Origin of the sequence: Alkalihalophilus lindianensis, from assembly GCF_032843265.1 — a bacterium.
Lineage (GTDB): Bacteria > Bacillota > Bacilli > Bacillales > Bacillaceae_D > Alkalihalophilus > Alkalihalophilus lindianensis.
On sequence record NZ_JAWJBA010000001.1, the window covers coordinates 981,396 to 1,007,302 of the forward strand.

General features: G+C 38.5%; 36 protein-coding genes and 2 pseudogenes. 1 reads left to right on the top strand and 37 read right to left on the bottom strand.

What is annotated here, in order from left to right; translation table 11 throughout:
* Nucleotides 1-2 precede the first annotated feature (2 nt).
* From RYX56_RS05335 to RYX56_RS05450, 24 genes and pseudogenes are all read right to left on the bottom strand, one after another.
* Nucleotides 3-4,394, bottom strand: a complete 4,392-nt coding sequence (locus RYX56_RS05335; protein WP_317121095.1) for a phage tail tape measure protein — start codon at nucleotides 4,392-4,394, stop codon at nucleotides 3-5.
* A 213-nt stretch (nucleotides 4,395-4,607) separates the two neighbouring features.
* Entirely contained in the window at nucleotides 4,608-4,982 is a 375-nt protein-coding gene (gpG, locus tag RYX56_RS05340; protein ID WP_317121096.1) for a phage tail assembly chaperone G, read from the bottom strand.
* A gap of 58 nt (nucleotides 4,983-5,040) precedes the next feature.
* On the bottom strand, nucleotides 5,041-5,631 hold the full coding sequence (locus RYX56_RS05345) for a major tail protein (RefSeq protein WP_317121097.1): 591 nt from the start codon (nucleotides 5,629-5,631) through the stop codon (nucleotides 5,041-5,043).
* Between the two features lie 12 nt (nucleotides 5,632-5,643).
* Nucleotides 5,644-6,021, bottom strand: a complete 378-nt coding sequence (locus RYX56_RS05350) for a hypothetical protein (protein ID WP_317121098.1) — start codon at nucleotides 6,019-6,021, stop codon at nucleotides 5,644-5,646.
* Nucleotides 6,018-6,422, bottom strand: coding sequence for an HK97-gp10 family putative phage morphogenesis protein (locus RYX56_RS05355; RefSeq protein ID WP_317121099.1), 405 nt, complete (start codon nucleotides 6,420-6,422; stop codon nucleotides 6,018-6,020). Before RYX56_RS05355 ends, RYX56_RS05350 begins: the two co-directional genes overlap by 4 nt.
* On the bottom strand, nucleotides 6,412-6,744 hold the full coding sequence (locus RYX56_RS05360; protein ID WP_317121100.1) for a head-tail adaptor protein: 333 nt from the start codon (nucleotides 6,742-6,744) through the stop codon (nucleotides 6,412-6,414). The genes RYX56_RS05355 and RYX56_RS05360 overlap by 11 nt, the downstream gene beginning before the upstream one ends.
* Entirely contained in the window at nucleotides 6,731-7,036 is a 306-nt protein-coding gene (locus RYX56_RS05365) for a head-tail connector protein (protein WP_317121101.1), read from the bottom strand. Before RYX56_RS05365 ends, RYX56_RS05360 begins: the two co-directional genes overlap by 14 nt.
* 2 nt (nucleotides 7,037-7,038) lie before the next feature.
* Nucleotides 7,039-7,305 (bottom strand): annotated as a pseudogene (locus RYX56_RS05370) (fibronectin type III domain-containing protein); the annotation flags it as partial.
* 13 nt (nucleotides 7,306-7,318) lie between these two features.
* A complete protein-coding gene (locus tag RYX56_RS05375; protein ID WP_317121102.1) occupies nucleotides 7,319-8,545 on the bottom strand; it encodes a phage major capsid protein in 1,227 nt (408 codons plus the stop codon).
* On the bottom strand, nucleotides 8,545-9,312 hold the full coding sequence (locus tag RYX56_RS05380; protein WP_317121312.1) for a head maturation protease, ClpP-related: 768 nt from the start codon (nucleotides 9,310-9,312) through the stop codon (nucleotides 8,545-8,547). Before RYX56_RS05380 ends, RYX56_RS05375 begins: the two co-directional genes overlap by 1 nt.
* A 7-nt stretch (nucleotides 9,313-9,319) precedes the next feature.
* Nucleotides 9,320-10,549: a phage portal protein gene (locus RYX56_RS05385; protein ID WP_439108455.1), complete on the bottom strand. Its 1,230-nt coding sequence runs from the start codon at nucleotides 10,547-10,549 to the stop codon at nucleotides 9,320-9,322.
* A 4-nt stretch (nucleotides 10,550-10,553) separates the two neighbouring features.
* Complete coding sequence (locus RYX56_RS05390; protein ID WP_439108465.1) at nucleotides 10,554-12,359, bottom strand: terminase large subunit; 1,806 nt, start codon at nucleotides 12,357-12,359, stop codon at nucleotides 10,554-10,556.
* The gene (locus RYX56_RS05395; protein ID WP_317121103.1) at nucleotides 12,337-12,672 is read right to left on the bottom strand and encodes a phage terminase small subunit P27 family; all 336 of its coding nucleotides are present in this window, start codon (nucleotides 12,670-12,672) and stop codon (nucleotides 12,337-12,339) included. Before RYX56_RS05395 ends, RYX56_RS05390 begins: the two co-directional genes overlap by 23 nt.
* Before the next feature lie 97 nt (nucleotides 12,673-12,769).
* The gene (locus RYX56_RS05400; protein ID WP_317121104.1) at nucleotides 12,770-13,117 is read right to left on the bottom strand and encodes an HNH endonuclease signature motif containing protein; all 348 of its coding nucleotides are present in this window, start codon (nucleotides 13,115-13,117) and stop codon (nucleotides 12,770-12,772) included.
* On the bottom strand, nucleotides 13,114-13,419 hold the full coding sequence (locus tag RYX56_RS05405) for a hypothetical protein (protein WP_317121105.1): 306 nt from the start codon (nucleotides 13,417-13,419) through the stop codon (nucleotides 13,114-13,116). The genes RYX56_RS05400 and RYX56_RS05405 overlap by 4 nt, the downstream gene beginning before the upstream one ends.
* Nucleotides 13,420-13,632: 213 nt before the next feature.
* On the bottom strand, nucleotides 13,633-13,779 hold the full coding sequence (locus tag RYX56_RS05410) for a hypothetical protein (protein WP_317121106.1): 147 nt from the start codon (nucleotides 13,777-13,779) through the stop codon (nucleotides 13,633-13,635).
* 11 nt (nucleotides 13,780-13,790) lie between these two features.
* Nucleotides 13,791-13,913 (bottom strand): hypothetical protein, encoded by a 123-nt coding sequence (locus RYX56_RS05415; protein ID WP_317121107.1) that lies wholly within the window; start codon nucleotides 13,911-13,913, stop codon nucleotides 13,791-13,793.
* 57 nt (nucleotides 13,914-13,970) lie between these two features.
* Entirely contained in the window at nucleotides 13,971-14,114 is a 144-nt protein-coding gene (locus RYX56_RS05420) for a hypothetical protein (RefSeq protein WP_317121108.1), read from the bottom strand.
* A gap of 127 nt (nucleotides 14,115-14,241) precedes the next feature.
* Nucleotides 14,242-14,682, bottom strand: coding sequence for a hypothetical protein (locus tag RYX56_RS05425; RefSeq protein ID WP_317121109.1), 441 nt, complete (start codon nucleotides 14,680-14,682; stop codon nucleotides 14,242-14,244).
* Nucleotides 14,683-14,695: 13 nt separating this feature from the next.
* The gene (locus RYX56_RS05430; protein WP_317121110.1) at nucleotides 14,696-15,199 is read right to left on the bottom strand and encodes a hypothetical protein; all 504 of its coding nucleotides are present in this window, start codon (nucleotides 15,197-15,199) and stop codon (nucleotides 14,696-14,698) included.
* Between the two features lie 558 nt (nucleotides 15,200-15,757).
* Nucleotides 15,758-15,973: pseudogene (locus RYX56_RS05435) on the bottom strand (tunnelling fold family protein); the annotation flags it as partial.
* A 79-nt stretch (nucleotides 15,974-16,052) separates the two neighbouring features.
* Complete coding sequence (locus RYX56_RS05440; RefSeq protein WP_317121047.1) at nucleotides 16,053-17,192, bottom strand: site-specific integrase; 1,140 nt, start codon at nucleotides 17,190-17,192, stop codon at nucleotides 16,053-16,055.
* Between the two features lie 95 nt (nucleotides 17,193-17,287).
* Nucleotides 17,288-17,491 carry a helix-turn-helix domain-containing protein gene (locus RYX56_RS05445; RefSeq protein WP_317121048.1) on the bottom strand — a complete coding sequence of 68 codons (204 nt, stop codon included), beginning with the start codon at nucleotides 17,489-17,491 and terminating at the stop codon, nucleotides 17,288-17,290.
* Between the two features lie 41 nt (nucleotides 17,492-17,532).
* The gene (locus RYX56_RS05450) at nucleotides 17,533-17,973 is read right to left on the bottom strand and encodes an ArpU family phage packaging/lysis transcriptional regulator (RefSeq protein ID WP_317121049.1); all 441 of its coding nucleotides are present in this window, start codon (nucleotides 17,971-17,973) and stop codon (nucleotides 17,533-17,535) included.
* A 103-nt stretch (nucleotides 17,974-18,076) separates the two neighbouring features.
* On the opposite strand from RYX56_RS05450, the gene RYX56_RS05455 reads away from it, so the two are divergent.
* Complete coding sequence (locus tag RYX56_RS05455) at nucleotides 18,077-18,283, top strand: hypothetical protein (protein WP_317121050.1); 207 nt, start codon at nucleotides 18,077-18,079, stop codon at nucleotides 18,281-18,283.
* Between the two features lie 33 nt (nucleotides 18,284-18,316).
* On the opposite strand, the gene RYX56_RS05460 is transcribed toward RYX56_RS05455, so the two are convergent.
* The 13 genes from RYX56_RS05460 to RYX56_RS05520 all read right to left on the bottom strand — a co-directional run bounded on the left by RYX56_RS05460 (nucleotide 18,317) and on the right by RYX56_RS05520 (nucleotide 25,906).
* Nucleotides 18,317-18,886 carry a hypothetical protein gene (locus RYX56_RS05460; RefSeq protein ID WP_317121051.1) on the bottom strand — a complete coding sequence of 190 codons (570 nt, stop codon included), beginning with the start codon at nucleotides 18,884-18,886 and terminating at the stop codon, nucleotides 18,317-18,319.
* 89 nt (nucleotides 18,887-18,975) lie between these two features.
* The gene (locus RYX56_RS05465) at nucleotides 18,976-19,482 is read right to left on the bottom strand and encodes a dUTP diphosphatase (RefSeq protein WP_317121052.1); all 507 of its coding nucleotides are present in this window, start codon (nucleotides 19,480-19,482) and stop codon (nucleotides 18,976-18,978) included.
* A complete protein-coding gene (locus RYX56_RS05470) occupies nucleotides 19,479-19,847 on the bottom strand; it encodes a hypothetical protein (protein ID WP_317121053.1) in 369 nt (122 codons plus the stop codon). The genes RYX56_RS05465 and RYX56_RS05470 overlap by 4 nt, the downstream gene beginning before the upstream one ends.
* A gap of 33 nt (nucleotides 19,848-19,880) precedes the next feature.
* Complete coding sequence (locus RYX56_RS05475; RefSeq protein ID WP_317121054.1) at nucleotides 19,881-20,027, bottom strand: hypothetical protein; 147 nt, start codon at nucleotides 20,025-20,027, stop codon at nucleotides 19,881-19,883.
* Nucleotides 20,027-20,380 (bottom strand): YopX family protein, encoded by a 354-nt coding sequence (locus RYX56_RS05480; protein WP_317121055.1) that lies wholly within the window; start codon nucleotides 20,378-20,380, stop codon nucleotides 20,027-20,029. The genes RYX56_RS05475 and RYX56_RS05480 overlap by 1 nt, the downstream gene beginning before the upstream one ends.
* Entirely contained in the window at nucleotides 20,377-21,189 is an 813-nt protein-coding gene (locus RYX56_RS05485; RefSeq protein ID WP_317121056.1) for a zinc-finger domain-containing protein, read from the bottom strand. The genes RYX56_RS05480 and RYX56_RS05485 overlap by 4 nt, the downstream gene beginning before the upstream one ends.
* An 11-nt stretch (nucleotides 21,190-21,200) precedes the next feature.
* Nucleotides 21,201-21,749: a RuvC family protein gene (locus tag RYX56_RS05490; RefSeq protein WP_317121057.1), complete on the bottom strand. Its 549-nt coding sequence runs from the start codon at nucleotides 21,747-21,749 to the stop codon at nucleotides 21,201-21,203.
* Complete coding sequence (locus RYX56_RS05495; RefSeq protein ID WP_317121058.1) at nucleotides 21,730-21,864, bottom strand: hypothetical protein; 135 nt, start codon at nucleotides 21,862-21,864, stop codon at nucleotides 21,730-21,732. The genes RYX56_RS05490 and RYX56_RS05495 overlap by 20 nt, the downstream gene beginning before the upstream one ends.
* Before the next feature lie 10 nt (nucleotides 21,865-21,874).
* A complete protein-coding gene (locus RYX56_RS05500) occupies nucleotides 21,875-22,123 on the bottom strand; it encodes a hypothetical protein (protein WP_317121059.1) in 249 nt (82 codons plus the stop codon).
* Complete coding sequence (locus tag RYX56_RS05505) at nucleotides 22,120-23,409, bottom strand: replicative DNA helicase (protein WP_317121060.1); 1,290 nt, start codon at nucleotides 23,407-23,409, stop codon at nucleotides 22,120-22,122. Before RYX56_RS05505 ends, RYX56_RS05500 begins: the two co-directional genes overlap by 4 nt.
* Nucleotides 23,393-24,247, bottom strand: coding sequence for a replication protein (locus tag RYX56_RS05510; RefSeq protein WP_317121061.1), 855 nt, complete (start codon nucleotides 24,245-24,247; stop codon nucleotides 23,393-23,395). Before RYX56_RS05510 ends, RYX56_RS05505 begins: the two co-directional genes overlap by 17 nt.
* Nucleotides 24,248-24,275: 28 nt before the next feature.
* Nucleotides 24,276-25,022, bottom strand: coding sequence for an MBL fold metallo-hydrolase (locus RYX56_RS05515; RefSeq protein ID WP_317121062.1), 747 nt, complete (start codon nucleotides 25,020-25,022; stop codon nucleotides 24,276-24,278).
* Between the two features lie 5 nt (nucleotides 25,023-25,027).
* Nucleotides 25,028-25,906, bottom strand: a complete 879-nt coding sequence (locus tag RYX56_RS05520) for a RecT family recombinase (RefSeq protein ID WP_317121063.1) — start codon at nucleotides 25,904-25,906, stop codon at nucleotides 25,028-25,030.
* Nucleotide 25,907 lies beyond the last annotated feature (1 nt).

Sequence of the window (25,907 nt, forward strand, 5' to 3'; positions counted from 1 at the left end):
CTTTATCCGCCCCCTCGTTTTCTTAATTTCCTGTTTTCTCCACGTTGTAACCTTTCTTCAATATCCTCAAAAGTTGCATTAACAAATCTTTTGCTGTTAATATCTAATCCAACCTCAATAGGTCTTCTGTTATTAATTGTAATCAAACCATGCATCCTATCTAGAAAACCATCTAATTTCTTTGAAATTTCTTCTATTACATTAGTTGTAGTTTGTAAAGTGTCACCATTTCTATCCCTAATACGCGGGACATCCGGAACCCCTAACTCTGTCCCTAATTGATTATATAGATCCAGACTCCTATTTCTATATTGCGGTTCTGTAGTAATCGCATATTCAGGCCATCCGTTTTCGGCAAACGCTGCGATCTCTGGTTTAGCTATTCTTCCACCCATGAATCGACCAATCGGATTAATCGGTGTGCCACCTAACCTTTTCTCATAATGGACGTGCGGACCTGTACTTTGACCTGTACTCCCTACCAACGCAATAGTTTGTCCAGGAACAACCAAAGCACCTCTACCTACTAAATTCTTCGAGTTATGAGCGTAGCGATATGAGTATTTACCGCTATTAACCTCGACCATATTTCCATAACCGCCACTCCAACCACTAAACGAAACCATTCCAGCACTTTGTGAGGGAATTGGTGTTCCAGTAGGTGCTGCATAATCCACGCCAGCATGGAACCTTCTTTGTTTTGTGATGGGGTGAATTCGATAACCAAATGGAGAAGTCATTCGATATGGGGGCCCGAAACCTGATCCACCTAAACTTACCTCAGGCAATATTCCTTTTAAGAATTCTGCTGCACCCTTTTTAAGATTAGAAAATATTCCTGATGTTATGTCTTTAAATACGCCACCAAGATCAGTTCCTATTAGTTTGTTAAAAACACTACCAGCTAGTGCGGAAGGTCCCTGCATAAATAAGTCGAAATAGTCTCCAATGCCTTTTTCATAGGCAGGAAATCCATAAGACTTTAATAACTGTTCTGTATGATGATTAGGCAGAACTGAAGCGCCTTTATGCAAGAATGTCATTTCAGGACCTTTACTGCCAGTTAAATAAGTTCCCATCTTAGGATCGTGAACAAGTTCTCGTCCTTTTTCCGAAGTAATTGCCCAGCCGTCTTGAGGGTGACCTGTTAAGCTGGTACCTGTTTCGTAAGCTGGAATAGTGTTGCCACCATTACCTACAACACCTGTTCCAGATACCCCAGGACCTGAAGGTCTACGACCATTGGGTTCCCACATTGGTATACGCTTACTGATACCAAATGCTTCTAGCATACTATTAATACCTTTTGAAATAGAGTTAATATCGTACGCTAAATCGCCTTTGAAACGATCCCAACGAGTAAGGACTTCCCCAGTCGTCCAATTGATACTTCTTATTTGGCCGTCTGCTTGAAGCTGAGCTTGTCGAACAACTTTGTCGTGCATTGTTTCTGCTGCTAAAATAGACTCGTCTCTTTGCCTTTCAGCCTCTTTGATTAAGGCGTCTGCTTGCTCTTTGGAGATCGTACCCGTTTCATCTCTTTCACGTATTATAGCGGCAACAACTTCATTGTATTTATCGTTTGCTTCTTTAATAGATCCCTCTTTAGCTGCCACACTGTTCTTAACTATCTCAGCAGCTTGTTTAGCAGAGATATTCTCGCTCTCTTGCTTGAGTCGTTCCATAATTGCAATCTGTTCTACTTCACTATCACTTAAGGTTCTAACAGCCTGATTCATCATAAAAACCTGAATCTGATTAATTTCTTCTTGCTCTTCTTTGGTTAAGGATCGCTTTTCTTGAGAGGCCGTTTCGATAATTTCATTAATTTGATCTTGGTGTCTTTGGGTTAATCCTTTACGAGCTTCATACATCCCGTCTAAGTTTGCATAGATCTCAGCTTGCTCTTCTTCAGTAATAGCTTTAGAGTCTTTGAGGAATAACTCAAGATTAGACTTACTTTCATCAAATTCTGCCTTTAATCCTTCTTTAATGGTTTGGCCCATTTCTTGAAATTGTCCTGTTAAGCTCTCAGCCATCTCGCCTGTAATAGTTTGACCACTGTATGCTAATCCATTTAATTCAGTGGTGACATCATCATTCAATTTCTTATATGCAAGTACCGCTTCAGTAGTTGAATCACTAACTTCATCACCGAAATCAGTTATCGTAGGAATCAATTCTTCTCGCATATGTTGATATAAATGGTATCCACCTTCAGCCAAAAGAGTTATCGCGGTGATACCTAATCCGACTGGTCCTCCTAATGCAGCGAACCCTAAACGTGCTATTCTTAATGTGCTTGCCATACTTCCTATGTTCTTTGATGTAACTAATGATGTGGCACCAAACTTACTAAGAGCGCCTCCACCTTTAGCTGTATTACTTGCCAAACTACTTGTAGCTTTTCCTGCATCAGAAGTATTCTTTCCAAAACCAAGTAAATTTGCTCCGCCCTTAATTGCTTTAGTTGCTAAGCTACCTACGCCTTTACCGAGTTTTAACAGTTCAGGCAGAAACATAAGAGCCATTCCCGCTGCGCTACCTATACCATCACTCATTAAGAGCATACCAGCACCTGCTGCTGTAGCTCCCCCACGTAATCCTCTCATACCTCTACCAGTTCGACTCATTGCAGTGTTTGCGGTGTTCATCCTTGTAGCGGTCACTGTAGCCGTGGTTCCAAGAGCATTGATAGAAGTAGCAGTTAATGCAGCGCTAGTTCTATAACGACCAAGCGCTGCTGTTCCTCTACCCAAAGCTCCAGCTAACACTCCGAAATTTCTAATGAGCGTACCTAACGCAACGATCACTGGTCCAAGAGCAACTGCTATACCAGCAATAGTGAGAACCCAAAACTTAGTGCTGTCATCTAATTCTCCAAATCTATTAACCATATCAGCTAGCCAATCAATAAAAGGGACCGCAGCATCTAACATGTCATTAATGACTGGGAGCAATTCATCTCCGAGCGTTATTGCCACATCTTTTAACCTGTTCCAGAAGACGATTAATTGGGATTCCGTAGTGCCGTAGCGAGTTTCCGCTTCTTCAGTCAGTGCAATATTTTCATCCCAAGCCTCGTTGGACACCTTTAAAGCATCAGTCAAAGTATCTGAAGCACCCGATGTACGTAAAAGTGCATCCCGAACTCTAATTTCTGATAAACCTAATTGATCAAGCACCGCGAAGGTCGATTCACTTTCATCAGAGATATTACCCAACCCTCTAACAAAAGCCTCTATCGCCATTGAAGCGTCTGTCTCGAATGCATCTTTAAATTCATTTGCAGACATCCCTGAAATTCTCGCGAAATCATTTAGCTTTTGTCCGCCTTCATCTACAGCTCCAGCCATTTCAATCATTACACGTGAAAATGCCGATCCGCCGGCTTCTGCATTGATCCCTACAGAAACTAATGCGGTAGATAACGCCAAGATATCTGCTTCAGTCAAGCCGACCTGATTACCTGCCCCTGCTAACCGTAGTCCCATTTCAGTTATCTCAGACTCTACAGCAGCAAAGTTATTACCTAAAGCAACTATTGTTGAGCCAAGTCGATCAAAGTCTTGTTGGTTCATACCAGTGATTGTAGCAAGCCTTGCTAAAGCCATAGCAGCTTGATCACTTGATAAATCTGTAGCGACTCCTAAATCTACCATCGTTCTTGTAAATCCAAGAATTGCTTCATTTTCAATACCTAGTTGTCCAGCTGCCTCTCCAACACGCGCTATTTCTGTTGCAGCAGCAGGTATTTCCAATGCCATATCCCTAATTCCTTGTTTCAAGACGGCAAATTCATCTTCAGTTGCATCCACTGTTTTACGAACCCCAGCAAATGCTGATTCAAATTTAATAGCTGCTGTTGCAGACGTCCCTGCAAGTGCAACAATTGGTGCAGTTATACCCGCTGTTAACCCTGTTCCTACACTTTGTAGGTTCCCCCCAAGCGACTGAGCTTTACCAGAGAAGTTTTCCAAAGCGTTTGAAGCTGTTGCCCATGAAGATTCTTGATAAGCTAACTCTTTGGAAACCTCCCCTATTTCGTTACCTAAGTTGTTGTAGGATCCAATGGCACTATTTAGCTTCGCTCCTGCTTTTAAAGCGGCATCTGATTCAGCTCCATGAGCAGTTACTAAAGCATCGTATTGGTTCCTTAATTGTTGTACACGCACCCCTTGAAGGTCATATTGTTTAGTCAATCCTTCTTGACGAGCTTTCAACCGGTCAGCCGCAGTTCCTAAAGTGCCAAAACTAGAGGTTGAAGCACGCATTTCACTTCTTGCCAATGATAGTCTTGCATTTACATTTTTTAATCCTTTATCTAATTCAGTCCCATCTAAACCTACACGGACCATTAAATTCCCTAAATCTTCACTGCCTAACAAGTTCATACGACCTCACCCCCTAAAACACCGCGTCTATAGGAACCACTTTCGCATTTTGCTTTTCTTTGTTCCGTTGGTATGATGGATCTTCTTGTTTATGTTGATGTCTTATTAAGTCATAAAAAAAATCGACATCCATATTGTCGATGTCGAACAATGACCATTTTTCCATTAAAATAATACAATCATCTTTTAACCGGTCTAGCCTTTGACTCACTGTTATTCTTGCGGATCCGTCACTTCTGTATGTTCCTTCATTTCCGCTAAGAACTTCCCCATTTCTTTTTCTTGTTTCTCTAATTCTTTTTTAGTGGGGTAACCAAGTAAACCAACGCCAATCACCTCGTACCAAATATCATTAATACCAATGGCATTTAACCCATTTTCTACCTGATCAGCTGTAAATTTATGATCAAAAGCTTCAACTAGAAGGGCTACTCTTAAATCAATCGCTTCGATTTGCCCAACTTCTTTTTCTTTAAATTCTTTTTCCATTTCAAGGGCTTTTCGGTGAATCTTGAGGGGGACAAAATGTTGTGTGAAAGTTTTTTCTTTTCCTTCGATAGTTAAAGTTAATTTCAATGCTCTTTTCATGATAATTCCTCCCAAAGTTAAAAGGCACCCGCGTTAATCGAGTGCCTTTGCTCTAAATTTAGTTTTCTGGTGTAGTGTTCAATAAAGAGAGATCAAAGACTTCCTCAAAGAATAGATCTTTAAAGTCTGCAAACTCTTCAGCATCGGTATCACCCGTAATTTTAAATACTTCATCATAATCTCTGCGAATAAAAGTACCTGTAATTGAGGCGTCTTGGAAATTAGGTTGCTGAGTTTTAGTGTTCAACTCATTAGATGGGATCGAAAAGCGACCTTTGGTTAACCAAACAAACTTCTCTTCTCCATTCGCTTTGGTGCCCTTAAACCCAAAAGCTACCCAAGGTGGCGTTACATCTTGCTTATAAGCAATAACGCCTTTTGTTAAAGTTTGACCAAGAATTTCAGCTAAGACTTCATCTATAATTTCATTTGTCCCCACAGTTAAAGTGGTTTCACCAGTTTGAGTGATTACATCGATAGGACCATTATCAGCATACTGAGTAGCTGATTCTTGACCTGTATTAACACTTGCAGAAATAGCTGGGGCAAACGGTTTAACTTCCCCGTAAGTAGCACCAGTCTTATCATCTGTATCAAGTACGGAATAAACAAGATCTCGCAAACCTACCATAGAACTTCCTTTTTTCATTACTCATTCCTCCTATAGTTCAAAAACGTTGTTGTATCGCAACGCTTTCCTTATCACTTTATTTTCTTCATCAAAAAACGAAGCCACTCCGCTACGTCCGTAACCAAGTGACTTCATTACTTCATCAATTTTTCTTTGTAGTGGGGCAGGGTCCCCTTTAGTCCAGAGGTCGATTTGAACAGGAATACTACTTGCAGTTGCTGAATTATTTGCAAAATGAACATCTGCATTATCTAATTCAATTACTCTAATATAAGGATAAGCTTCTGAATGACCACCAGGCACATAATATCGATGGATTTTCCACCACTCAGACGTAACTTCTAGCAACACAGCCAACTCTTGATCTTCTTCTAAAACATCAATAATATTTGCTTCCATGCTGATCATCGGAGTTTCAACCCCTTTTTCAGCTCGCTCATAATCGCAACTTTAACCAATAATCTCGAAAGAGAGGACGCCCTGCTTATAAAAGCGTTTGGTGGCATTTTGATGGTCCCAAATTCTAAAAACTTTGCTCTCCAAGCAGTTTTTTTCCCTGGTCCTACTAAGACTATCGCAGTCCCTTCTCTTACTCTTCTAATTCCTGACATGCCCAAATCGTCACGAATATGAACATAGCTTTCACCATTGATATCAGATACCGGCACCTCTTGTTTCATTCTTTCTAAAACAATTGTAGCTCCCGCCTTAACAGCACGTCCCTCTACACGCTTATAGCCATTACCAAAATCACTCAAGTTCTTTAAGACTTCTTCGAATCCCTCAACTTCATCACTATTATGATTCATTAATAACAACCCCTTTGCATTGCAAAACGGTTTCCCTTTTATATTGAAAATCAGGCTTTACTTCCTCTATTTCAAAATGTTTGTCTTTAAACGATACTAGCATCCCCGGCTTAATCCCCTCTACATATCGAATTTCAAAGAAGATTCTAGCCTCTGCCCTTTCAACCGCAACCTTAAAAGATTGCCAGTTTGTAGGTTCAACTACAGCAGACCAACACTCGTAAAAAGTAGAGAATTTCTTTTGAACTATCTTTGTAACAGGATTTCTAAAATTCTCAAACGACCCTATAGCAATTCGATTACGATATTTACTTGGATTCATCTGGGATCACTCTCATTTTTAAGACAAGGCTTTGGATACCATAAGGTAAATCTTTAGTAGTTGCATGGGATCCATCCTGAACTTGACCTCGATTTTCATACCAATGACTAACAAACATACCAATTAGTAACTTGTATCTATACTCATCAGAAAGAGAGATAGGCACTCCCATATCTTTTGTTTCCTCAACGGCAGAACCAATAAGACTTTTAAGGAATTCATCCTCAAAAGTCCCGTCGATTCGCAAGTGACTCTTTACAAACGGCAATGTGGAACTTATAACTTCTTCCAAGTTTATTCACCGCTTTCTGCTTGTGTTTCGTCCGTGGTCACCGAAACAGCTTCACTGAAGCTCGAGATCGCCCCATTTAAGGCTATTGCCCTCACTTGGTACTCATAGGTACTAGAAGGATTTAAACCGCTCTCTGAGAACGTCAGACCCTTACGCAAGCCTATAAGTTCTCCGTCCCTATAAATCTCGTACTTGTCAATACCCCCACTATACTCAACCGCTTCCCAAGATAAGCTCACGGAACTATCAGTCTTGGAAGTGACCGTTAAGCTTTGGGGAGCCTTAGGGCGTTTCTGTTTTAGCGATACGGAATGCCGATTTTAATTTGATTTGATGGTCCATCCAAGCTGTAATAACAAACTGTTCAATACCTGTTTTTACATCCTTGTCACGATCGTAAAGTACATTTAGATCATAGTTGTAGTGAGAATACGAGAAATCACCAACAACAGGATCTACTGCAGAATCTGAGAAGGTAACTGGCTTCCCTAGAATTTGCTCTGGTTGCGCTGTATATAAAGTTGCATTTCCATTCGCTAAAAACTCAATAATGTCAGAGTAATCTTGATAGGTCATAACAATCTTTGCATTCTCACGGTAATCTTCATGTAAATCCGCAATTGCTTTTCGAATAGCTTGATACATATTTGCACCATTCACAACTTTGATATTGTTTTGAGGATAATAAAAGGACATATGCTCTTCTCCTGATTTAGGAGTAGTAGCAAATGCAACTTTCTTTTCTTTAGCCGCTACACCTGATTGGAGCGCACGATCTACATGACTAACTAAATTAGTATGCGTACCATTCAATACAGTTTCTGAGATGCCGGCGAATACCTTGAATTTGTGACGACCAAATGAAACAGTATCACCAGTAGCCTTTAGCTCTTTGGCAGTCTCCTTATCAGCGATAAAGTCATCATCATCTAAAGCAAAATTCAATTTAGGAATTTCAAGGTTAGTGATTTGCGTAAATGTAGACAAGTCACGTAGTTGATTTTTCACGAATGGTTCAACGATGATATCTGATGAAACGGTTTTAGGAAGGAATTTACCTCCACCTGTTTGACCATCATCACCTAGCGCCTGATAAACCTCGTTGGAAACTGGTTGCTTATTCATAGTAGAGCGAATAAGTTCAGCCTTAGCTTGAAGTACTTTCTGTTTCGGATCTTCAGGATTATTTTTTTGTTGAAAAGCTTGTTGTTGAGAAAACTTAGCTTTTTGTTCAGCCTCTAGACTGTCATGTTGCTCCTTCACTACATCAAATCGCATTTTCAAATCATCACGAGATCTTTGCAAAGCAGTGATGTCATCCATTGTTGCGCTTGGATCAATAGCTTTTTGTGCCAGGTTATCTTCAGTCTTTTTTAACTGCTGACCAATCGTAGCCAAATTTTGTTTTAGTTCAAATAGAGTTTGTGCGCCAAAAAATTGTATTTTTGTTGGTAAATAAGATTTTTTACATGCCACTTTCTTTTCGATAGCTTTGATTTGTTTTCCCATTAGTACATTCCTCCAGAGATTAAATTCAATTCTTTAATATTCGCTTTTGCTTTTTCTGCTATTTTTTGACGCTGGGACATTTCTTCGGCTGAGATAGTTCTATCATTCTTAGCTTGTAAACTACTCGGTACATTTTTGTACTTAGCAAAAAGTTCTTGGTTGGTTGATGCTGCCATTTCATTCTCTTGTTCAACTACGTCACAAAGTCCGTACGTTTTAGCTTCTTCAGCCGACAACCATGTTTCATTATCAAGTAATTGTTTCAAAGTTTCTTCATCGAGTGAATCACCTGCCTTCGCTAAATAGCTTTGAATAGCAGAAACGCTAATGCGATCTAAATCTTCAGCGATTTTCCTTAACTCTTTTGCATTGCCCATAGCAAAAGTCCACGGATTATGAATCATCATCATGCTATTTTTAGGCATAAAAATAACGTCACCGCTCATGGCGATAACGCTTGCTATTGATGCTGCTAATGCATCGATGTGGACATTAACCTTTGCTTTATGCCTTTTTAGCATGTTATGAATGGCTACTCCTTCAAATACACTTCCACCCGGTGAATTAATATATAGATTTAATGTACTAACATCACCTAAACTATCAAGGTCTTCTTTAAAACTAGAAGCTGAAGTATCTTCTTCATCCCATTGGTATCGAACAATATCTCCATAAATAAAGATATCCGCAGACGCACTATTATCAGTAGACAATTTCATTTCCCAGAACTTTTTTTTGGTTACATTATTAAAATTATTTGCTGACATAAAATAATCATTCATCTTTTGCTCCTTCTGAACCTTTTTCATTGTCTCTCACCCCCTTTCTCTCACGTGGATCCATTTCTAGTGGATACATATCTCCACTAATCCATAACTCTGCTGCTTGGCCTCCTCTTGGCGGTAAATCCTCCCACCTTCTAACTTCATCACGGTCCATCCAGCCGTCTCTTAATGCGCCGTGATAAAAATCTTTTCGCGACTTTGAATCACCACGAAGAAGGCCTCCTACGTTAATCTTAAAATAGTGACCTCCCTGACGATCGCTTTGAGTTAGCAACTTACGATTGAATTCTTGTTCGTACTGCCTAACAATGGGGATCAATGTCATTTGTACAAATGTAAGCATTAATTGTTCATTACTTGAGTAGCTTTGACCCTCAGTGTCATTTAAAAAAGTGACTGGCATGTTGAAAACATTCGCAACACGGGATCTTGTAATACGTTCTGAAGTGAATGTATCAGCCGCAACATATTTCCGATCGATAGGATCGATTTCTACACCAGGCTCGGTAAACAGAATACCTCCATTGTCTTGGTAGAACCTCTTAAAATCAGCAATGACTTCTTTACGCTTCTCTGTATCAATATTAGCTGCATATTTTACAACAAAAGAGTTTGGAGCACTCTCCATTTCTTTCAAACTAAATTCACGTACTGCCCGGTCATAATCAATGGTGTTTTGTAGTACCTTTATTGGGTTAATCCCTTTTAACCCACTAGCACCTACGATGTGTTTTAAATGCAGTACGTCTAAATTATGAAAATAGTAAGTTTGTGATTCTCCAATAATTTTGTACCACAATTCTTGTGATTCAGATTCTAATATCGGTTCTACGGCCGAGGATTCTACAGGAGTTAATCGAGTTACTCCCCCTCTGATATCTCTCTCAATAACTGCGTACGCATTACCACTTTCATTTCTCCTAGTTTCCATTAATCTCAAAAATTCGAATGAAGTCATATTAGGATTTGGAGTAAGCGTTAGAATTTCAGAAGCTTGGTTCGTTACTAAATCATAATCTCTATGGAGCTTTATAGGCATTGACGCTAAGACATTTGATAAACGCGATACAACGCTAAAAATGGTTTCGTTTGTAGCTAATTTTGAGTTATCAATACCCCAAAAAGTACGACCGGCCCAATTGGAAAGATCGAAGGTCGCACCAGCCCATTTAACTGCAGCCATCGCTACTACACTTTTGAATTTGTTATACCATTTCAATTAATCACCCCCTTAATAGATCAGCCATTGAAATAACCTCAACTCTGTCTCCCTTTGGTTTGCTCACCAGGAGCTTCATAACCTCTGTGTGAGAGTTGATAAAAGCAGCAAAGCCATCAATCTTTCTATAACGGCTCTGTTTTTGTGGCAACTTGTTTCTATTGCTATCTTCTGCTAATTTGACATTATTCACATACCATCTAAAGAGACGATTCTTATTGAAGATAACATTCCCATCTATAAAAATTTCTTTAGCATTATCAACGGCTGGACCTAATGTTAAATAACCCTGTCTAACAACTAATGTGTTAAATCCATAATCTTTTAATGACTCGACTAAACCAAATGCTTTTGCGGGATCATACGTAATCAACTGAATGCTGTAGACCTTCGATTGTTCAACGAACCAATTAAAGATGTATTCTTTTTTGACATATTCACCAGGAATAATGGTTAACAGTCCCATTTCCTCGTATTCTCGATAAGGTATTTTTTCATTGTCTTCTATAACCTTTTTCTCTGGTATCCACGTGTGAGACAAAACAACCACTTCACCAGTTTCAATCACCGGAAACTCTAAACAGGCACTTGTAAAATCCTCTGAATCTGATAAATCAAAACCTCCAATGCACGTCTTTCCTTTTAATTGCTCCATATCTATCGATTTTTCATTGTTCTTGATAGTTTGGTAATCTAGAAAAGATTGTTGAGTGCTGTTCACAAAGAAATTGAATTGCTTTGCAATAAAATCACTTCGTTCTTGAGGTGTTCGTTTATCCTTTTTCCAATCTCCGATTAATATAGGCAAATCAAGTGAGACACCCATATTAGGGTTTGCTTTAATCCATTCCTCAGGTTGATCAAATTCGTTTTCGTCATCAAGCTCAGCCATAAAGTAAAAAGTACGATCGTCTTCTACAGCCCCATCTAGCACCTCATCAGCTTGACTGTAATAATCTACTAAAGGACCGTCTAATTGGTATCCAGCGGTGGTGATATAGAGAATCATTGGTTGTTTACGAGATCCGCGTGATTTTTTAATAACATTGATCAACTTATAGTCCACAAATTCGTGTATCTCATCAAAAATGCCTAAATGAGTATTAAGCCCATCTAGCTTCTTACTGTCTGAAGCTCTTGGTTCGATCCGTGATTTGGTCTTATCATAAAAAATACCTTTTTGATTTTCCCGATACCGTTTACGCAATTGGGGTGAACTCTGGACCATGGCTCGGCTTTCATCAAATAATTCTCCCGCTTGTTGCTTGGAGTTAGCTAAAACATAAACACGGGCGCCATTTTCTTTGTCTTTACTTACTGCATAATTAGCTAATCCACTGATCATCGTTGTTTTTCCGTTTTTCCGACCAATAAAAATAAGACCTTCGCGAAATCGTCGAACGCCTGTATCTCGATGGACCCATCCATATAGTGAACCCATAACAAAATGTTGCCATGGTTGCAGAACTAATTTCTTTATGTCGCCTTTTGATGGCTTGCAGTACTTTTCGTTAAAACGAATTGGCCTAAGTGCTTTTTCCTCATCAAAAACGTATGGAAAATCGTCTGTTCCTGCTCTTTTTAGATCATTTAAGTGTCTTTTGCAAGCCAAAACAACCTTTTTACTAGCCTTAATCCTTCTCCCGACGACCTCTTCTGCATACCAAGTTGTTAAAACGCGGTCAGACGATTCAACTAAGATATAACCGGATCTAATCTGTTGTTCTCGCCAATCTCCATACCATTTTTCTAGTTTGATCGGATTAAGACTAAGTAAATTAAATTCATTAGAAGTCGTCGAAGTCATCATCGTCGTCTCCGCTATTATTACTAAGTCCACTGTTTAACCTTTTTCTTTGAGCAGGTGTCAAACCTAGAGATTTTAATAGATTGTTTAATGTTTGAACAGTTTTAGTGAGTTCAATTGATAAGGGGTTTTTAACCAAATTCGTAGCCCCTGCTTTATTAGTATGCTCAAACATTAAATCACTTTTCTTGATTTCTTTCTGTAGTCTCCGATAGAACTGGTGAGTTTCAATATATAATTTTATGAGCTCTTCATCTGACTCTAAATAAGATTCACCCAGATATTCTCTAATTTTTACAGCAGTAGGTATGGCCATAGGATACCCCCCTTTCATAAAAAAATCACTAGCGCAACAAACGAAGCTCCCCAGTCGGTCTGTAAAATTATTTCTTCTCAGATTCAAAGCAGGGGGGCTAGTCTATTCTTTCATTATTTGCACTTATCTCCACCACTCTCACCCCTTTTCTCTTTTTGGTTGACTTCTTATTCATTCCTCTCTCTGGATGAAGCTTATTATGACATGCCAAACAGACACTAATAAGATTATCAATGTCTAGTGCAAGCTCTGGATACTCTTTAAAGTGTTTCATGTGATGAACAGTAGCAGCTGTTTGAATGATCCCTTTCTTCAAACATAGAACACAAAGAAAATCATCACGAATTAATACAACTTCTCTACACTTTCTCCATGCAGACGAATTATAGAATGCGGTAGCTTCCTTATCTCGTTTGTATCGATCATAGTAACGACGACTGCTCATGTAACCTTGAGTTGATCCCTGGCTTCTTTGATAAGTACTTTATATTTATCTTCAGGTAGACTACCTACGTTCTTGTATGCACAATCATAGTTCTCTTGTAAGTTTGACAAGGTGGATAACATTGTATCAAGAGTCCCCGCTTCATCGTTAAGTTGTGTTAGATACTCGTGTAAGGTTTCCGTATAAAGGCGAAGCATGGTTGCTTCCTGCTGGAATACCTTATCATTAGCTTCCTTAGCTATCATCTTCTTAATAAACTCCGTCTGCTGTTTAGTTACCTTTGGACGTTGTTTCTTGTTCATTTATCTTCTTCTCCTAAAAAGAAAATAGTCTAGCAGATTTCATTTGCTAGTTTTCTTTATATATTTTCTTTAATATTTTCTTTAGAGTTTGCGCTCTAATGAAGGAAAAAGTTTGTCTGTCCTCGGATTAGAGGGCAGTACTGTACCCTAATTAGAGGACAGTTCTATACCCTACGTAGAGGACAGTCGCACTATACTCTAATTAGAGGACAGTCAGAATGATCGACGTTTGATTGCTCCACCTGGACCACGCTTGTAAGTATCTCGGTATACACCCATTAATTCTTTGTAGTTAGGCTCTTGCTTCTTCTTTTTCCGACGTCTACGTTTCTTCTTTGCTAATTCACTGGATAGATTCACACGATCAGCTCCTAGCCTATTAGAATGTAGTTCCTTGTTCTTAACGGCAACTCAGTTACAGCATCATAAAAAGCACCACCGATGAAGATCAGTAGTGCTGCAGCTGTGTATTTAATTAGGCTTTTCTTTTTCATAAGCATCACCTCTAGGCATAATAAAAAGACCAACCCGAATGGATTAGTCTTAGCTTTTTAGCTACGAACCAAAGCATGGTATTTCTTATAGATTTCCTCTAATTCTTGAGAATCAGATACACCAAAATGGTTTATATGAATTGCAACTAACTCCATAATAAGATCATATCGGTTTCTGCCTGCAGTATTATTATTTTCCATTTTTTCACCACCTTCCACCTACCAATTCGACAAAAAGTATCAAACTCCTGCATAGTTATCTAGTTCAAAATAACCTATGCTGAATTATTTACTCCACATAAAAAAGCGCTACTTTAGCGCTTTTTTATTACACTGCGTATGTTCTCAGGGTAGTCTTATATTCTTCAAAAATAGACTTTGGTACATCACTAATATCCGTAAGCTTCCTTTTATCAACCTGTTTGTTTATTGCACGCTTCTTTCTCACTTTAGCAACTTCAGCATCATTGCTAATTTGATGAGCAATATCTTCCAACATCAATTCTATTAGTAATCCCACAGCGACAGGGTATTTTAAAATGAAAATACCCATTATAGATAAAGCTTTTTTGGGAGACTTTGAAAAAGAGTTTACCGCCCAAATAAAGTGGTAAAGAAATAATGCTAAAGGAAAGAATAGAGAGAAGTATTTAGCTCTTCCAATTAGATGAATATTATTATTTTGCAATTTTTTATAAGTACCCACTACCAAACCTATATAACATGCGGTCATTAGAGTAGGAATGGCGATACTCAACAAATTATTCATCTTATCACCCCTTCTAGTTATTTTCAGTACCAGTTTTACTTGGATGACTTTTACCAATCTCTTTATGGAACTGTACCCTCTCTGCCATAGGTTCAATCCTCTTCGTTCTACTGAGCGCTTTCAAACCATCTCTGTGTTCAATTTCTTCTTGAGAACTGTAACCCACCCAATCGTAAATTCCCATAACCACATAAACTGCACCAGAACAAGCTACTATAATTTGGAACAATGGATTTAAAGTTAAAAATTCGAGGTTTAAATTCGAGAATGAAAAGCCCATACACACCGCAGAAATGAATAACGCACTCCACAATCCTAACATCTTTCGTTTCTTATTCCCTTCAAGTAGAGGTGCATGACCGCTGTAATCTAGTGCAAGTGGAAGTAAGAAAAGGAGGATTGCGCCAAAAAATGTTGTTTCGCTTGTTGTGCTTGTTATAGTCCCAAAGAATGCTAACCATATTATAATAATCAACAAAGCCCGGAAACCATAATGATAATCATAGCTAGCCCTCAATATACCCAACACCTTTAATTATTGTTAGGTATATAATACCATATTCTAGTTAAGTATTAACAATTATAACAAATTTATTTCTTATTTTTAAATTTTATTTTTAAAAGAGCACCCGCTCAAAAGAGCAGATGCCAAACTCTGTACATAATGTACACTCATCAATTGATTTGTGGTCTTTCCCACCGTCAAGACTAAAACTTAGAAATGGACTTGCAGGATCCATTTGCTTATCGAATGATCAATAGCAGCTGCTTCTTGAACCATTTTCGATAATATAAATTTACCACGGTTAAATCCTAATGACATAAATGTCTTGTTTAATTTTTTCGCTTTTTTTGTTTAATTTCTTGATAGAAGTCGGCAACTTCTTAATTCACATTAAAATAAAAACCCTCATCCCATATGGGACAAGGGCTCAACCTAGTTTTTGTGACCTCTTATTAAGATCATACTTCGGGTCACATTTCAGGTCACATTTTGATTTAATTATTGCTAACTATCACGTAAAAAGTCACAAAAAAACGTAAATAGTTTTTAATAAACAGGATTATTCAGGAACTACCTGTTATCGATTGTCTCTGGATACATGTCATGATTCATTAATCTGTAGTCCGCAATCTCTTCATACTTTGTCCCTTTTCTCCCGTAGTTACAGTAAGGATCAATACTTATTCCACCTCGTGGAGTGAACTTAGCCCAAACTTCGATATACTTCGGATCCATTAAATCAATTAAATCGTTCATAATAATGTTGACACAATCTTCATGAAAGTCAATTTCTCTAAGCATCGTCATATCAATGATTTTAATGCATATAAATAATAGGGGTCACATATAGGTCACAAGTTTATTATTAACCCTTAAATGCTTCGTCAAATTTATCTATAGCAGCTAATTGCATGGCAGGCAACGCGTGACTATAGGTATTCAATGTAACATTAATATTTTTGTGACCTAATCTTTCTTGGATGATCTTTACATTGACGCCGATCGATAAAAGATACGTTGCATGACTATGACGTAAATCATGTAACCTAATCTTAGGCACATTCAGTTGTTTAATAGTTGTAGTAAATGATCTTCTAAAATTGTTTGGATGCACCATGTTCCCTTCTCTGGTGCATATAACAAAGTCATTATCATTATAATGAACGCCTTGTATTTCTTTTTCCTTATCGATCAATTCTTTGTGAGTTAATATATCTTTAATTAGCGAGTCAGGTATATATACCATTCTTATCGCGCTAGCTGTTTTTCCCTCATCTTGCAAGTAGTAATTATTTGAATCACTATCTCTCGTTAAAGTCTGTCTAATGAGGATTACTTTATTCTCAAAATCAATATCTTGCCACCTTAGCGCTAGCACTTCACCCATACGCATACCAGTCTTAATTAAGATGACCAAACCAATGTAATGCCTAGAGAGGTTCAAGATCTTCTGTGGAGCATTAAGGAACTCCTCTATCTGCTTCTGTTCCCAAACTTTAATTGTTTTCAACTGTCTAGGTAAAGATACTTCTTCAAGGATTCCACTTTTTAAAACACCTTTCTTTGTAAGTGTTTTAATGATCTCTCCTACAATTCCAAAAGCTGTCCTAATCGTTGCAGGCGCTAAACCTCTACTTTGGTGCAATTCCATAATATAGTGTTGCAGTACTTTCTCATCAATATCCTCTAACTTGAAATGTCCAAGATATGGTGTGATATTGTAATGAAACTGTTCTTCATAATTTTTAATAGTACTAGCTTTAAGTTTTAATTTCTTCGATTTTAACCAATCATGCGAGTAAATTTTGAATGTTTTATTACCTAGACCAGTCTCTTTACTTTCTGATATTTCGACTCGAAGTTTGGAGAGGGCTATCTCCGCTTGCTTTTTAGAGGTAAAACCTTTTCTTCTGTACTGTTTTCTTTTGCCGGTAACCACATCTCTGCCACCATCAAGAACAAAATAATACTTATTTGTTTTTTTATCTTTCTTTATATTGGACACAAGCAACACTCTCCTTTAAGAAATCACTTGTGACTTTTAAGATATTATATCACATTGATTTTCATTCTTTAGTGACTTTTTGATTTCTTACTCCTTTAGATTTTATAAATGTAACTATTTTTACGCTTATTCTCTAACCAATCATGGAATATGCCTTTATGCACTTTCAACTCTCTACCAAACTTCATTACTGGAAAATCACCACAATGCATAATTTCATAAGCTTTATCTCTACCGCATCCCATGATCGACATGACATCCTTAATCCCTAATAGCATTGATTCATTGTCCTGCTTCACCTATATAACCTCCTTTTAAAGAAGAGGAGCTCAAAGGCTCCTTATTTTGTTACAGTAATATTTAAGATCAGCGCCAACTTGTAAAATGCTTTCCATCTTATCTTTCCATAAGTGACCTGACTAATTGGTGGTTGGAAATCAAAAGTGTATACTTGAATATCAGTTTTATACTCAGCATCTGACTCTAGGTATCTTTTCTCGATTAACAATTTCTCTTTAGGCGCTAATCGATTCACTGATCGCTCTAATCTTTCACAATACTTACGCCTATACTCCTGTTGATCCGCATTATATATAGCTGCTTGGGACGTCTGATCAGTAGTCGCATTAGTTGGACCATGAAAGCGTTCCTCTGAACTTGCTGTGATGCTTACTTCTCGTTCCTCAAAGGCAAGATACCTAAAGATTCGATACTTCTCTAAAGCCGATTCTACAGCTTCTTTTGTTTTCTTCTGATCAAGCTCTGGTAGATCGAAGCTCATTGAATCACCTTCTCATTAAAAATGCGTTACTAATCTATCACTTATTATCCATATATTGTTATAATGAAGTGAGGTGTCTGAATTTAGTCTATGAGGTGATAATTTGTCTAAAAAGGAACGCTTAAAGGTTACAAAAGAAAGCGGAACTGGTCTTAATAAAATGTTTAAAGATACTAAAACAGGAAGAACAATGACTCGTGGTAAAACAGCTGATGCCATAGAAGCGGGCAAGTATCCTGGCTATCATGTAATGAAAAAGGATAATAAACGCATTCCTCGCTCCAATCCAGGCACAAATAACTTAGGATAATTAGTTAATCAGACACCTCATTAATCATTTTATTTAAAATGGTAATTCATCATCATCAACTGGCTTCAGATCATCCTCTTCTAAATCATCACCAAACTCCTCATCATCGTTCTCGGAGATTTCGACTTCTTCTTTCTCTTCTTCAACTGGATCTGATGCAGCTCCTTCTTGTTCTTTTTTCATACGCTCGTTGTAACTAAGAACACTTCCAGTTGTAACATCCACCGCATATTCAACACCTTCATGATCATTCTTAGGCTTTTCTTCTAGTAAAGAAGTTTGTGCCGGCTCGATGTGTAGTGTTACATCACTCCCTGCCATCAAGAAGATGCCAGCTGCTTTATCTGCATTGTCACCTTTGAGGTTAAGATCAAGCACAACCTTTTTGCCATCATTGTTTGCTTTTGCAAGCTCTGCTGATACCGGACCACACTTTGTACCTTCGATCTCAATATTGACCATCTCACCCACCATTTCTTGAATGGCTTGCGGTGACTTTACCTTTTCCTCTTTGCTCTTGCTGCGGATCTCAAATTTAAGGACATCTTTCTTATCATCACGTTGCATCTTTTTGAATAGTACGTTTAGTGTTTGTTTGGACATGGTTTTTTCGCTCCTTTTCGACTTATGTCGACATTTTCAAAGTATAGTAGGGTAAATGCACCTAATCAGTGCAACGTATGTGTATGGGCTTAATAACCGTTATTTTGACGCTCGTGATTCTCTTTGTTTTTCTCAAGATAAGCTTGTTCGATTTGATCCCAGGTGAAGCCGAGCATTTCGCCTAAACCAAGATACAGTTGAAAAAATAATCTGTATTCATCATCCACATAAGAAATAACTCCCTGCAACATTTCTAAAATGATAGTTGATCTAATGACATCTTTAAATTGATTAACGATATCGGGATTTTTCACTGGATAGACGTGATTAAAAGTCGGTAATGATTTAATTTCTTCTTTTTCTAACAACTCAATTCCTATATCAATAACAAAATGAAATCCGTCCGCATATTCCTCAAGTAACTTTTCTTTAGGTTCTTGGTTCTGACTCCAATATTTGAACCCTCTCCACTCATTAGCGCATTCACCAACTTCAACGATGAAAGCAAGAAACATCTTTTCAAGCTTATCTTCTTTTGCATATCCAATATGGTTCCTAAGTCCATTTTGAATTTCAAACAGTTTTGATAGGTTCATAGCCTCTGTCCCTCCTTCTTTTCAAAAAACTCAATATCTACGTTCTCCATTAAAAAATGGTTATTATCGTCTGGTACAATGAAGAAATTCTCAAGATGCTGTGATTTGATACACCTGACATTGTAGTAATTGAATAAATCCCTCAAGTCCTTGGTAAGCCTAAAGATATTTGTCTTGGGGTAGTCTAAGATGTCACTAAACGTACCAGGAAGTGTAGCTTGTTTATAAAAGCAATAAGGTAAAAACATGCTGCGCTTCCCTCCAAAATAACCGATGAACCCACCTCTATTACCTCTGAACGATACGACATGATGTTTATACATAATTGCAGCTAACCCACGTTTAAAGCTTTGAACATCCTCCATGACACCCTCCTACCTACGCTTTTTCCACTTTCCCTAGTTCTTTGACTGAGACTTGCGCTTCTTATTTGATAGCTTGCGTTCATTTACCTCTGACTGTGCTTTACGAGTGCGGTACCGGTCGAGAAACTGACTAATTCCATTAGCAACATGCTCAACTTCTTTAGAGGAGAAGATTTGCATTAGTCTTCACGCTCCAATAAGTGAGGATGCTCGTAGATGTTGCCGATTACTTCTGCATAGTGTTTCATTTTTGGCAACAACCAACTGCCACAACATAATTCCATTTGATCGTTATAACCAACTTCATAATTTCCGTTCACACCGAAAGTGGTGCTGTCAAAAGGATGGTCTGATATCTTGACAATATCCCCCTCATAAACCTCCGTACCGTTCTTATCATTGAGTCCCGTGTATTGCACAATTGCTTCAGGAGCTTCACTCAATAAGTCTGTCCAGTAGATAGGGTTTTGGCTTAGATCAAAAGGCTCTGACATTTCCTTGCCGTTCCAGAGTTTGAATTTTTTATCCTTCATTTCATCTCGCCAACTTCAGGCAAGTGAACTTTAAGTGCTGTTACGGTGGCAAGGTACTTCTCTTCGATTGATTCCAACCGTTCTAACTCATTAACTTGATCTTGTAAGGCGTCTATATGGTGATCCTTATGGCTGATTTGATTCTGCAAATCAAATATTGTTTCCTTTGATTTTTCTAGTTCATTATTCAGTTTGAGAAACTCTTCAGCGGCACCTACATTGTGATCTAATAACTTCTCGTGTTCTGATTTCAATTTTTCGTAATCATCTATTAATGAATCGTTGCTTTTAGTTGATGTGATTGCCGCGTGATCATGTTTACTCATTGGTACTAGATTTTCAGGAGCTTTCACTTTCTTCTTAATTGACCCAGCTTTTACATTTCCTCGATAACCAAGCAACCCCCATTTTTCCTTAGTAGAAGTTAATTTAGCGCTGGTTAACTTGTATGCTTTCATCAACTCGGAATCGGGTTTTCTTTCATCCTTCAGCATCATATATTTATCACGAGATAACCCATTTACCACCAGGTCATGATCAGTATTTCTGCTTGTGCTCATCTGCTTTGCCTCCTTTTTCTTAACCGAAACCTGCTCTTTAGTGCTTTCTTTCCTTCTTTTTGACTTACTCGTCAAGAGCTCTCCATAACGGACTAGCTCTTTTCCAAACTCGCAATTCCTACAATGAGTAGTAGATTTATTACGGCGGCTACTATTATGCATACAAGGTTTACAATGCTTGTCCTCGATCTCGGCAATTTTTATAGCAACTTCCCTTCTGAAATGTTGATCCCGCTGACGTTCATTCACGTTATCACCGCCTATTTGGCTTTCTTTTTCTTCTTGGGCTTAGATTTAGGTTGCGGACTAATAATAGTCTCAATGACCTCTCTCTGATAATCTGTTAATCTAAAGAGCATTCCATCAAAGTTCTTGTAAGCTTGTACACACCTTGCTAATACATAAGCATCAAGTACGTTGTCACTCCGATCTGTAAATCCCCAGTTTTCTTGGATAGGCGATGGCATCTTGTCTTTAGGTGTGTTTCCTTTACCAGTTGCGAACTTCTTCAACTGACCAGGGCTTACTTCGATATAAGGGATATTTCTACTGTAAAGAGCAATTCGAATGGCATATCCTATACCAAATTGGAATCCAATACCTCGTCCCTGGCTGTTATAACTAAACCCTTCAACAGCTATGAAGTCACCAGGTTTAATATGGGCTATGACCTCTCCTACAAGAGTCGTAATTCGCTTTGGATCAATATCACCTATGCCGGTTAACTCTTTAGCCCGTTGCACTTGACCCTCTTCATCGAGTGCTACAAAGCCTGTTTTGGTAGAAGGATCAATACCTACATATCGCATTTGCTAACTTCCTTTCTTGCAACTCTTTAGCAGCTGTATATCGTTCGGTCATCCTTGCTCCTTGATCTAATGCAATCTCATAAAGTTGTTGATTAGTAGCTTTTGAGTAATCCATTTTCATCACCTCAGTCAAGCCAACCACTAAGATCAGGAGAAGTTGAAGGTTCCTCTTGTTGCGGTTGTTCCTGTTCTGGCGGAAACTCGCTTTCTTTGTAAATTACTTTATTGTGCTCTTGTATAGCGTAAGAAGTAGCATCGTAGATTTTTTGCTTTTGAGGATCCGGTGTGTATAGTGGATGCTCTGTTTCTTTAGCAAAATCGCGCATGTATTTAAGTGCTTTTTCACGTTGCTCCATTGTCTCGATCTTCTTCATTCGTCTTCTAACTCCTCAAAGTGCTGCTTCCAACCTCTGAACAGTAATCGGAATTCATTAATACCAATGTTTCGACCTTTAGCTATAAACTGTTGGACCACCTTTCCGTTTTGGTGCGTGTCTCCCGAATCGTGCCAGAGAAATTCGACAACATCAGCATCTTGTTCAATATTGCTAGATTCTTTTAAGTCAGATAACTGAGGCTTCTTTTTATTCTCACTTTCACGGCTCATCTGAGATAACATCATAAAATTACAATCCATTTCTCTAGCAATCCGTTTAGCTGTTGTTGTAACATTTCCAATAGCTTGAGCTCTACTCTCATTCTTCGCTTGAGGGATAGACATAATTTGAAGATAATCAACTGCAATCATTGCGATCCTTCCATATTTTCTTTTGAACTGACGAGCTGTTGAGCGTATTTCTTGAATGGTGACACCAGCCGAATCTTGTATAAAGATTAAATATTGTTCAAGTTGTTCATATGCTTTCAAAACAGCAGCTTCTTCTTTTTCACTCAGAGCTTTGGACTTTATTCGAGCAAAAGGTATGCCGGTCATATTAGATATCATCCGATCTTTCAACTCGTTATCAGCCATTTCTTGCGAGTAAACCAAGATGCAACCGGCGCTAGGATTGTGTTCTGCAATACCTCTTACTCTTTGCATAAGGAGCGCAGTCTTACCCATAGAAGGGCGACCGGCGCTTACAAAAAGCTCTTGTCTTCCTAAACCTTTAGACCAGGTGTCAAATGATTTCATCCCACTCAATATTGTGCTGACCTTCTGCTTTAGATGCTTTAAATAACGTTCCTTTGTTTCTTTAAAGCTTTGCATTTTACCCACTTCTTGAGGTCGCATTTTATCTAGCAAGACTTCAGCAGCAGAAAAGTATTCTTCATCCGTTTTAAAATCCGCGTGTGCTAATTCAGCAATCTGATTACCAATGTCAGATCCTCTTTTTCTGATAGCTTTAGAACGGACAATTTTGGCGTAATGCTTAACGTTAGCGGTGGTCGGGCATGCATCAACTAATTTAACAAGATAATCAATACCGCCAATCTGATCCAACCTTCTGAAGTGGTTATATTCAGTGGTTACAGTAACCAAATCCACTGGCTTGTTTTGTTCATCCAAATAACGCATGACCTTTAGAATTTCTGCATGCGAAGGTGAGAAGTCTCTTTCTTCCAAAAAGCTGATTTCGTCTAGTACATCAGCGTCCAAAAGTACCGCTCCTAAAACTGATTGTTCTGCTTGAAAGCTATGATCAGAAAGTGAATTCATCAGGATCCCCTCCATTCGCTATCCACTTATTACGAGCTATCTCTATATCCCGTGAATCCTTCTGATAATGAGAAGGGTGCTTTTTAGGCATTGATTCAGAGTTCATCTTGATAGCCAAATCTGCATACTTCTCTCGAAACTTCTTGGCAGACAACACGTTGGTTCTCCAAAAATCATGCTGCGTAACCCATTTCATAAGCCTATGAATTTGTGCTTTATCCTCCACGCCATCAAGCTCTACTAGCTTCCTAAAATCATCCGACCACTTTTGCAAATTCGCTTTGCGTGTTAAATGCTCCACACCAGCATCTTTTGCAACATCGGTTACCAGTTCATGAAAGACCTTGGCCATTTTGTAATAGGTGTTGTCCTCGTCATATCTTTTTGATTGACGAGTTTCTTTCTTTTTTTCTTTAGTTCTTTCTTTCTTGTTCCTCGGATTAGAGGACAGTACTGTACCCGACGTAGAGGACGGTTCTGTACTCTGATTAGGGGACAGTGGAGACTGACCTCTATTTAGAGGACGGTCAATCCATTCCTCATGATTTTTATTAAAAGCCATTACTCGTGCACCTCTCGATCCATTTCCTCTAATAACAATGACCTTTCTTTCAATCAAAGCTGTAAGCTCCCTGTCTACCTGGCTCCTACTTGCTTCAATAGCTTTTGTTAAGAAGCTAAGCGATAAGAGATGATCTTTTCTTTGGAATCCATAGGTAAATCTCCATATAGCCAAAACTAATCTAAACTGAGTTCCGTTGAGAGAGAGCTTCATAATACGTTCTAGAATTTCATTGGCAATCCGCGTATGTCCGTTTTCTAATTGTGGATTAACCATGTAATCACCCGTTTCTAAGGTGACCTTGCTAAATCACCTCTATCTCATAATGTGTTCCTGCCTTAAAACCTTGCTTAGTTAATGTTCGTTTGACGGTCATCTCAGCTAATGCAGGTAGATTGTTCTTATGTGATAAGTGAGTCAGATAGATTCGTTCACCGCGCCCCTGGATCAGCTTACTTAAAGCAATAGCCGTTTGTTCATTACTCAGATGTCCTATATGGCTTAGAATCCTTGCTTGAACACTTATCGGATAATCAGAAGCTTCTACCATATTCGGCTCGTGATTTGCTTCAATGATGTAAATATCTGAACCGTACATAGCCTTTACCATGTTTGAATCTGCATGTCCCGTATCTAAGCAAATAGAGCATTTTTCCTTATCATCTGTAACCACATAACCGTAAGACTCAAGAGCGTCATGATGTGTTTTAAAAGCACCTATCTCAAAATCATCTTTGATTTGAATGCTCTTATCTGAAGAAACGTTGTGCATAAGTTCTGCATCAATTGAAACCTTGATATCTTTCCACTCTTCTAATCCTGCAAAGACTGGAATTTGGAACTTGTTAGCCAGTGGTAAACCTTTAATATGGTCCCCGTGGGCATGAGTAATGAAGATAGCTGAGATGTGATCAGGTCTGATCCCTACTTCAAGCAACCGTTTTTCGATTTTTGTTTTCGCAATACCAGCATCGATCAAGATTGTTGTGTTTCCAGAACTCAAGGCAATACAATTGCCCTGAGAACCGGATGCTAGAATATTTAATTTCATAGCAATTATTCCAATCCATCATTTTCTGTAGAATTCATTTCTTCTATTTGAAGATCCATAATCTTTAATAATCCTTCTAGCTGTTGAAGCGTTGGAGGATTAGAAGCATTTGGTGCATTCTTCTTAATGTAAGCTCCTTTAGCTTCTTTACCTTCGATCCCTAAAGATGCGAACTTCATTTGCATCTGATCTTTTGCATCTTTAATTGGATCTTGAACGACTTCTTGATCATGCTGTGCCGGCTGTGTTGTTTCATTTGGGGTGATATCTTTACGCTCTGGCTTGTATTCAGGAATATCATTACCACTTGGAGCAACATCTTCTTCGCTAATTTCAATGCCGTATTGACGCTTGGCGGCTCTTTTCACTACATGCTTTTTGAACATGTCGTTATAATATTTCTTCCATAGTGCAGCATTGTTGCCTTTAAGGTTGTGCTCAACCTCATCCGCCTTCAAATATTCGAACACTGGTGGAAATCCTTCACGGTAAGCAAAGGCATAACACCCAATAACTTGTCCTGGATCACTACTCATTTCATGCTCAACATCCCAGAAGTAACGGCCATCCTCACCGCGTACTCTTTTAGCCTTGTATTCATCATTTTCATAGACTAATTGAACGTCTACACCTTGGTAGCCTTCTACTCGCTTAGCTAGGTACATAATGCCCTCTACACTCACTTGAAGGGACATTTTGCCACCATAAACGATGCAATAAATATGATTAAGCATCGGGTTAAGACCCGCTGCAGCTGCTGTTCGAATAAATAAACTGAACTGTTCTGGTGTGGTACCTTTCGCTAATGTGTCTTGAATGGTTTGAAGCTCACCTTCAGTGAACGCTTTTACTTCTGCAAGTTGATTAGTGATAATGTTTGACATG

What these genes read in the sequence shown, in the direction of transcription:
- RYX56_RS05425 (WP_317121109.1), bottom strand. Translation starts at nt 14,682, where the DNA reads ATGAATAATTTGTTGAGTATCGCCATTCCTACTCTAATGACCGCATGT.
- RYX56_RS05420 (WP_317121108.1), bottom strand. Translation starts at nt 14,114, where the DNA reads ATGGAAAATAATAATACTGCAGGCAGAAACCGATATGATCTTATTATG.
- RYX56_RS05400 (WP_317121104.1), bottom strand. Translation starts at nt 13,117, where the DNA reads ATGAGCAGTCGTCGTTACTATGATCGATACAAACGAGATAAGGAAGCT.
- RYX56_RS05490 (WP_317121057.1), bottom strand. Translation starts at nt 21,749, where the DNA reads ATGCGATATGTAGGTATTGATCCTTCTACCAAAACAGGCTTTGTAGCA.
- RYX56_RS05360 (WP_317121100.1), bottom strand. Translation starts at nt 6,744, where the DNA reads ATGAATCCAAGTAAATATCGTAATCGAATTGCTATAGGGTCGTTTGAG.
- RYX56_RS05350 (WP_317121098.1), bottom strand. Translation starts at nt 6,021, where the DNA reads ATGATCAGCATGGAAGCAAATATTATTGATGTTTTAGAAGAAGATCAA.
- RYX56_RS05505 (WP_317121060.1), bottom strand. Translation starts at nt 23,409, where the DNA reads ATGAATTCACTTTCTGATCATAGCTTTCAAGCAGAACAATCAGTTTTA.
- RYX56_RS05390 (WP_439108465.1), bottom strand. Translation starts at nt 12,359, where the DNA reads ATGATGACTTCGACGACTTCTAATGAATTTAATTTACTTAGTCTTAAT.
- RYX56_RS05460 (WP_317121051.1), bottom strand. Translation starts at nt 18,886, where the DNA reads ATGTCCAAACAAACACTAAACGTACTATTCAAAAAGATGCAACGTGAT.
- RYX56_RS05475 (WP_317121054.1), bottom strand. Translation starts at nt 20,027, where the DNA reads ATGCAAATCTTCTCCTCTAAAGAAGTTGAGCATGTTGCTAATGGAATT.
- RYX56_RS05500 (WP_317121059.1), bottom strand. Translation starts at nt 22,123, where the DNA reads ATGAAGAAGATCGAGACAATGGAGCAACGTGAAAAAGCACTTAAATAC.
- RYX56_RS05480 (WP_317121055.1), bottom strand. Translation starts at nt 20,380, where the DNA reads ATGAAGGATAAAAAATTCAAACTCTGGAACGGCAAGGAAATGTCAGAG.
- RYX56_RS05335 (WP_317121095.1), bottom strand. Translation starts at nt 4,394, where the DNA reads ATGAACTTGTTAGGCAGTGAAGATTTAGGGAATTTAATGGTCCGTGTA.
- RYX56_RS05355 (WP_317121099.1), bottom strand. Translation starts at nt 6,422, where the DNA reads ATGAATCATAATAGTGATGAAGTTGAGGGATTCGAAGAAGTCTTAAAG.
- RYX56_RS05450 (WP_317121049.1), bottom strand. Translation starts at nt 17,973, where the DNA reads ATGAGCTTCGATCTACCAGAGCTTGATCAGAAGAAAACAAAAGAAGCT.
- RYX56_RS05375 (WP_317121102.1), bottom strand. Translation starts at nt 8,545, where the DNA reads ATGGGAAAACAAATCAAAGCTATCGAAAAGAAAGTGGCATGTAAAAAA.
- RYX56_RS05515 (WP_317121062.1), bottom strand. Translation starts at nt 25,022, where the DNA reads ATGAAATTAAATATTCTAGCATCCGGTTCTCAGGGCAATTGTATTGCC.
- RYX56_RS05470 (WP_317121053.1), bottom strand. Translation starts at nt 19,847, where the DNA reads ATGGAGGATGTTCAAAGCTTTAAACGTGGGTTAGCTGCAATTATGTAT.
- RYX56_RS05520 (WP_317121063.1), bottom strand. Translation starts at nt 25,906, where the DNA reads ATGTCAAACATTATCACTAATCAACTTGCAGAAGTAAAAGCGTTCACT.
- gpG (WP_317121096.1), bottom strand. Translation starts at nt 4,982, where the DNA reads ATGAAAAGAGCATTGAAATTAACTTTAACTATCGAAGGAAAAGAAAAA.
- RYX56_RS05510 (WP_317121061.1), bottom strand. Translation starts at nt 24,247, where the DNA reads ATGGTTAATCCACAATTAGAAAACGGACATACGCGGATTGCCAATGAA.
- RYX56_RS05465 (WP_317121052.1), bottom strand. Translation starts at nt 19,482, where the DNA reads ATGAACCTATCAAAACTGTTTGAAATTCAAAATGGACTTAGGAACCAT.
- RYX56_RS05415 (WP_317121107.1), bottom strand. Translation starts at nt 13,913, where the DNA reads ATGAAAAAGAAAAGCCTAATTAAATACACAGCTGCAGCACTACTGATC.
- RYX56_RS05345 (WP_317121097.1), bottom strand. Translation starts at nt 5,631, where the DNA reads ATGAAAAAAGGAAGTTCTATGGTAGGTTTGCGAGATCTTGTTTATTCC.
- RYX56_RS05380 (WP_317121312.1), bottom strand. Translation starts at nt 9,312, where the DNA reads ATGTCAGCAAATAATTTTAATAATGTAACCAAAAAAAAGTTCTGGGAA.
- RYX56_RS05495 (WP_317121058.1), bottom strand. Translation starts at nt 21,864, where the DNA reads ATGGATTACTCAAAAGCTACTAATCAACAACTTTATGAGATTGCATTA.
- RYX56_RS05395 (WP_317121103.1), bottom strand. Translation starts at nt 12,672, where the DNA reads ATGGCCATACCTACTGCTGTAAAAATTAGAGAATATCTGGGTGAATCT.
- RYX56_RS05405 (WP_317121105.1), bottom strand. Translation starts at nt 13,419, where the DNA reads ATGAACAAGAAACAACGTCCAAAGGTAACTAAACAGCAGACGGAGTTT.